Source organism: Robiginitalea sp., from assembly GCF_049588695.1.
Taxonomy (GTDB): Bacteria; Bacteroidota; Bacteroidia; order Flavobacteriales; family Flavobacteriaceae; genus Robiginitalea.
Window position 1 is genome coordinate 1 of record NZ_JBAVZJ010000252.1, and the last position, 6493, is coordinate 6493.

The 6493-nt window shown below is 48.9% G+C and carries 5 protein-coding genes; all 5 read left to right on the forward strand.

All coding sequences use genetic code 11. From position 1 onward, the window contains the following. Positions 1-5 precede the first annotated feature (5 nt). Positions 6-1277, forward strand: coding sequence for an adenylosuccinate synthase (locus WBV75_RS06100; protein WP_424119757.1), 1272 nt, complete (start codon positions 6-8; stop codon positions 1275-1277). Positions 1278-1304: 27 nt separating this feature from the next. Then, positions 1305-2990 carry an OstA-like protein gene (locus WBV75_RS06105; RefSeq protein WP_424119753.1) on the forward strand — a complete coding sequence of 562 codons (1686 nt, stop codon included), beginning with the start codon at positions 1305-1307 and terminating at the stop codon, positions 2988-2990. Then, positions 2987-4195: an aspartate aminotransferase family protein gene (locus WBV75_RS06110; protein WP_424119754.1), complete on the forward strand. Its 1209-nt coding sequence runs from the start codon at positions 2987-2989 to the stop codon at positions 4193-4195. The genes WBV75_RS06105 and WBV75_RS06110 overlap by 4 nt, the downstream gene beginning before the upstream one ends. Positions 4196-4285: 90 nt before the next feature. Then, on the forward strand, positions 4286-5686 hold the full coding sequence (locus WBV75_RS06115; RefSeq protein WP_424119755.1) for a tetratricopeptide repeat protein: 1401 nt from the start codon (positions 4286-4288) through the stop codon (positions 5684-5686). Between the two features lie 28 nt (positions 5687-5714). Continuing rightward, positions 5715-6493: DUF368 domain-containing protein (locus tag WBV75_RS06120; protein ID WP_424119756.1), on the forward strand; the 779-nt coding region annotated here is incomplete at its 3' end.

The window sequence follows — 6493 nt, forward strand, 5'->3', positions numbered from 1 at the left end:
ATATCATGCGCGTAGATTTGCTGCTCGGGCTCCAATGGGGAGACGAGGGAAAAGGAAAGATTGTTGATGTTTTAACCCGGGATTACGACATTATTGCCCGTTTTCAGGGAGGACCAAATGCGGGCCACACCCTCGAGTTCGATGGAATTAAACACGTACTCCACACCATCCCCTCAGGTATTTTTCACAAGAATGCCATCAACATCGTAGGCAATGGAGTGGTTATTGACCCGGTGATCTTCGACAAGGAACTGGAAAAACTGGAAAGTTTTAACATCGATATCCAGAAGAAGCTCTTACTCTCGAGAAAGGCACATATTATCCTGCCTACGCACCGGTTGCTGGACGCGGCCTCCGAAGCTGCCAAGGGCAAGGCAAAAATCGGTAGCACCCTCAAAGGTATCGGTCCGGCTTATATGGATAAAACCGGCCGGAACGGACTCAGGCTTGGGGATTTGGAATTGCCGGACTGGAAAGACAAATACAATGCCCTGGCCGAAAAACATCAGGCCATGATCCATTTCTACGATGTGGACATTCAGTACGACTTGCAGGAACTGGAGGCGGAATTCTTTACAGCCGTGGAACGCCTGAAAACCCTTCAATTTATCGATAGTGAAGAATATTTATATCAGGCACTGAAATCGGGTAAAAAAGTGCTCGCCGAAGGAGCGCAGGGGTCCCTGCTCGATATTGATTTTGGCACCTATCCCTATCTAACTTCCTCCAATACCACAGCGGCCGGAGCCTGCACAGGTCTGGGCATCGCGCCGGGGAGCATACAGGAAGTTTACGGTATCTTCAAGGCGTACACGACCCGGGTGGGGAGCGGGCCTTTCCCTACGGAACTCTTTGACGCCGACGGGGAAACTCTCGGCAGGGTCGGCAATGAATTCGGAGCGACTACCGGAAGACCCCGACGCTGCGGATGGCTTGATTTAGTGGCCCTGAAATACGCTGTTCGGATCAACGGGGTAACCCAGCTGATGATGATGAAAGCCGATGTGCTGAGTGGGTTTGAAACCCTTAAAGTATGTACCGCCTATCACTATCAGGGAAAACCGATCGAACACCTTCCGTATTCCACCGACGCCCCACTCCTGACCCCCGTTTACAAGGAGATGCCCGGATGGAAAGAAGACCTGACCGGAATGACTGAGGCCTCAGAGCTGCCTGAAGCACTCATGTCGTATATCCATTTTCTGGAAGAGGAACTCGAGGTCCCTGTACGAATTGTTTCTGTGGGCCCTGACAGGAAACAGACCATACTGCGCTAAAATGTTATTTTTGTAGAAACCCCACAGGTGAAATCCCTCCTCCTCTTTCTCGGAATCTGTATCCTGACTTCGGGACTTTGGGGTCAACAGGACGCAGGGCCCGGCACAAAAATCACCATTGTCTACGGTGGGAGTTTTACAAAAGATGAGGCTTTAAAACCAGGAGCTTCTATTTTCTCCAAAGACAACCGACAGGTGCAATTTGAACATCAGGGGGCAGATCTCTGGTGCGATTACGCCTTGTTATACCAAAAGGAAAACCGCCTGGAAGCTATCGGAAACGTCCGCCTGAAACAAGGTGATTCTGTACTAATGACCGGGGGGTATATAGAATATGAAGGAAACGCCAAACTGGCCAAGGCCTATGAGAATGTACGCCTGACCAATAGCAGCATGACCCTTACCACGGATACCCTCTATTTTGACAGGGAGCGGCAGGAATCTTACTACCGGGATTATGGAAAAATAGTAGATTCTGCCAATGTGCTGACCAGTCGTGTGGGGAGGTACTATATGACCTCGAAAAAATATCAATTCCAGGACAGCGTGCTGATCACAAACCCGGAGTACGTCATGGAGTCGAGCCGGCTGGATTACTACACCACTTCCAAAAATGCCTATATGTACGGCCCTTCAACCATTACGGGGGAAACATACCAGTTGTATTGTGAACGCGGATTCTACGATACCACGGCCGAACAGGGTTACGGGATTAAGAACACAGAGATTCAGTACAGCAATCGCATCATAGAAGGAGACAGCGTTTATTTTGACAAAATCCGGGAATTTGCCTCCGCCACGAACAATATAAAAGTAACAGATACCATCAATAAGGGCATAATACGTGCCCACTACGCAGAGGTGCATCGTGCCAAAGATTCCCTTTTTGCTACCCGGCGGGCTGTCTCGGTAAGTATGATGGAGCAGGACTCCCTCTATATGCACGGGGATACCCTGATGGTTACGGGTGGTCCGGAGGCGAGAATTCTCAGGGCATTCCGAAATGCGAAGTTTTATAAAACCGATATGAGCGGGAAGTGTGACAGCATTCATTTCGATGAGCGCTCCGGACTTACCCAATTGATCCACAGGCCTGTAATCTGGAACCTTGAAAACCAAATGACAGGGGACAGTATCCATCTGATCAGCGATATGGAGACCGATAAACTCGACTCCCTGAAAGTAATTGAAAATGCCTTTATCATTTCTGAAGATACTGTGGGACAGCGTGGATTTAATCAGGCCAAGGGCAAAGACCTCTTTGGCAAGTTTATTGACAACGAGCTGAAACTAGTGGATCTTGTTAAAAATACCGAAGTCATTTACTATATGTACGACGATGACGGGAACCTTATAGGGATCAATAAAACAAAGAGCAGTAAGATCCGGCTGAAACTCGAAAAGAGCGATATCGAGGATATCACTTTTATTACCAACCCGGACGGGGATATTACTCCGGAAAAGGATTTTCCGCCCGATAGCCGAAAACTCGAAGGGTTTATTTGGAGGGGGGATGAGCGGATTCGAAGTCCTGAGGACATTTTTGACGCCGACGACAACAACCTCGTATTACCGGTAATCCAGGGAATTACGGAACCTATTGACAAAGAAAGTCCCGACGAGGAGGAGAAGGAGGATTTGAAGCAAGCCCCTTCGTCAAAGGATTTGAAAACATCGAAAACCTCAGGTACCGGTAAAACAGGTGGGACGTGAGTAATTCCAGAAACAGCACATCAGATTTTCGGGCCTACCAGAGCCAAACCACCCCCCACCCCCTGGGCCTGGAGGTTTCACATGCCTCGGGAAGCTATATTTACGACGTCCGGGGAAAGGCCTATCTGGATTTTGTAGCCTGGGTCTCCGCAGTTTCTCTCGGACATAGCCATCCTGATGTAGTCACGGCCGTCAAACAACAGGCAGAAAAGTATATGCATGTGATGGTCTATGGGGAATTCATTCAAAGCCCGGCCCTCGAACTCTGTAGGGCACTAGCGAAAGTACTGCCCGATCCCCTTCAAACGACCTATCTTGTAAACTCGGGTACCGAGGCAATGGAAGGGGCTATCAAACTGGCCCGAAGGGTTACCGGCAGATCCGAACTCATCGCGGCGCGAAACGCCTATCACGGCAATACCATCGGAAGCTTGAGCCTGACGGATTATGAGGCCCGAAAGGCACCTTTTCGGCCTTTGCTCCCGGATATTCGCCATATCGAATTCAACAAGACCGAAGCGCTAAAAGCCATTAGTTCCAAAACCGCTGCGGTTATCCTTGAGACCATACAGGGTGGAGCAGGATTTATCCTCCCTGAAGCAGATTACCTCCGACAGGTCCGCCAGCGCTGTGATGAAATGGGAACGTTGCTAATTCTCGACGAGATTCAACCCGGTTTCGGAAGAACAGGAACCCTCTTCGCCTTTGAGCAGTTTGATTGTGTCCCCGACATTCTGGTCATGGGCAAGGGGATGGCTTCCGGACTGCCCATCGGGGCTTTTACAGCCTCCAGGGCCCATATGGATACGCTTCAGAATCCCAAATTGGGCCATATCACGACCTTCGGGGGGAATCCCGTCATAGCTGCGGGCGCCCTGGCTACCCTTAAGGTCCTTCAACAAACCAATATTATAGCCGATACCCTTAAAAAGGAATCCCTGATTCGAAGTCATCTGGTTCACCCGGCAATCTCTGAGATTCGAGGCCGGGGGTTGATGCTGGCCCTGATTATGGAATCGGCTGAGATGGCCGATTACCTCGTGCTCGAGGCGCAGAAAGAAGGATTGCTCCTTTTCTGGCTGCTTTTTGAACCCCGGGCAGTGCGTATCAGCCCTCCATTGACCCTGAGTGAAGCAGAAATCAAACAGGGCTGCAGCCTTATTTTACGGGTGCTCCGGAGATACGACAATAATGGTGTTAACTAATTTGTTGATAAGAAAGCACCGGGAGAGCCTTCATAACTGCCTAAAAAAAATATTTTTAGATCCATACAACCAGTATCCAAGACGTCATGTATGGCATTAGACTCCAGTGAACAACCGGGTCCTCCGATTACCAAATTTGAATCCATGCTCAAGACAGATGATGTCTATTTCTTCGATGCAGAGGATTTTGAAGAAATCATACATCATTACCTGAATCATGGAAAGGTATCCCTGGCCAAAAAGGCCATAAAAATGGGATTACAACAACATCCGAATTCCCTTGATATTCGCCTGCTGGATGTTGAAGTGATGGTTTTTGAAAACGAATTTGAAGATGCAGAGCGCGTCCTGGATGAACTGCAGCTCCTCGCGCCCAACAATGAAGAAATTTTTGTGCAACGGGCAAACATTCAATCGAAACAGGACAACCACCTGGGTGCCATCACCCTGCTTCACAAAGCCCTGGAATTGACCGATGAGGTCACGGATCTGTATTCACTCCTGGGGATGGAATACCTCTTTATCGATGATTACACCATGGCCCGGAAGTGTTTTATCCAGTGCCTGGAAGCCGATCCTGAGGACTATGCCTCCCTTTATAACACGATTTACTGTTACGAATTTCTCGATGAACACGAGGGTGCGATTCGTTATCTGAACACATATCTGGACACCAATCCATATTGCCAAATTGCATGGCATCAGTTGGGCAAGCAATATTATGCCGTAAAAATGTATCCGGAAGCCCTGGCTGCTTTTGATTTTGCAATAATTTCCGATGACAGTTTTCTGGGGGCGTATTTCGAAAAAGGAAGGGTTCTGGAAAAACTGGGGCGGTATGAGGAGGCCATAGAAAATTACAATACGACGACAGAACTGGAAGATCCCACATCCCACGCCTATCTGCGCATCGGAAAGTGTTACGAGCGACTTAACCGGCCGGAGAAAGCCCGGTACTACTTCTATCTCACCGTGCACGATGATCCCCTTCTCGATAAGGGGTGGCTCGCTATCACGGACCACTATCTGAAAAAAAAGGATTACCAGAAAGCACAGGAATATATCGATAAGGCCCTGAACATTGACGGAGAGAATGCCATCTACTGGAAACGCTCCGGGATTATACACAAGGCCCTTAAACAGGTTCACGAAGCCGACTTCGCTTTCAAACAGGCTACGGAGCTGGGGAATTACGAAGAAGACACCTGGTTGCTCTGGGCTGAAATCCTCTGTGACTCCAATGAATTCGAAACCGCTGCAGTGGTATTGCAACAGGGCTGTGAATTCCATCCGGAATCCGCTCAGATGCATTACCAGCTGGCAGGGGTATACCTGTGTCTCCAAGCCCTTGAGAAAGGGAAAAGCACCTTGAAAAAAGCCCTGAAAGAAGACCCTGAGAAATACTCCTATTTCGAAAACAGATTCCCTGAAATCTCAGGATCTGTATGGGTGCAGCGCCTCATTCGGGAATCGCGGAAAGCTTCCAAATAAAAAGGCTATTTTTGCTTTTTCTCCTGCTATGGAAGGACGCAGTCCAATTCAATATCTATGGGTAGTTTTAAAGGGAATGGCCATGGGCGCGGCCGATGTGGTGCCCGGGGTTTCCGGGGGTACCATAGCATTTATCTCCGGGATTTATGAGGAGCTCATTCGCTCGATCAACAATGTTCGCCCTTCGCTGCTCGGGGTATGGAGAAAAGATGGTTTTGCCGCCTTTTGGCGTGAACTCAATGGTGGTTTTCTGCTGGCATTGCTCACCGGAGTAGCCATTAGCGTATTCTCACTGGCCAGGGGCATCAGTTGGTTGCTTGCCCACCAGCCCGTATTGCTCTGGTCTTTTTTTTTCGGCCTTGTCCTTGCCAGTGTTTTCTATGTGGCCAAGTCGATCGACCAGTGGAAACTCAATAGTATTATAATGGGTATTTTGGGCGCCATTGTCGCCTACGCCATTGTTTCATTACCCATTTCACAGGGAGATTCCGGAGTGCTCTTTCTCTTTCTGTCAGGAGCCCTTGCAATCTGTGCCATGATACTTCCGGGTATCTCAGGAGCCTTTATTCTGGTACTTCTCGGTTCCTATAAGACGATTTTGGATGCCGTACATGAAAGGGATCTCAAAATTATTGCAATCGTCGGGGCCGGGGCCATCGTAGGCCTGTTGAGCTTTGCGCGCCTTTTAAAATGGATGTTTTCCCGTTTTAAAAATGCCACCCTTGCCTTACTCACAGGTTTTATTATTGGCTCCCTTCCCAAAATCTGGCCGTGGAAGATCGTTCGCGAAACCCAGGTTTTTGACGA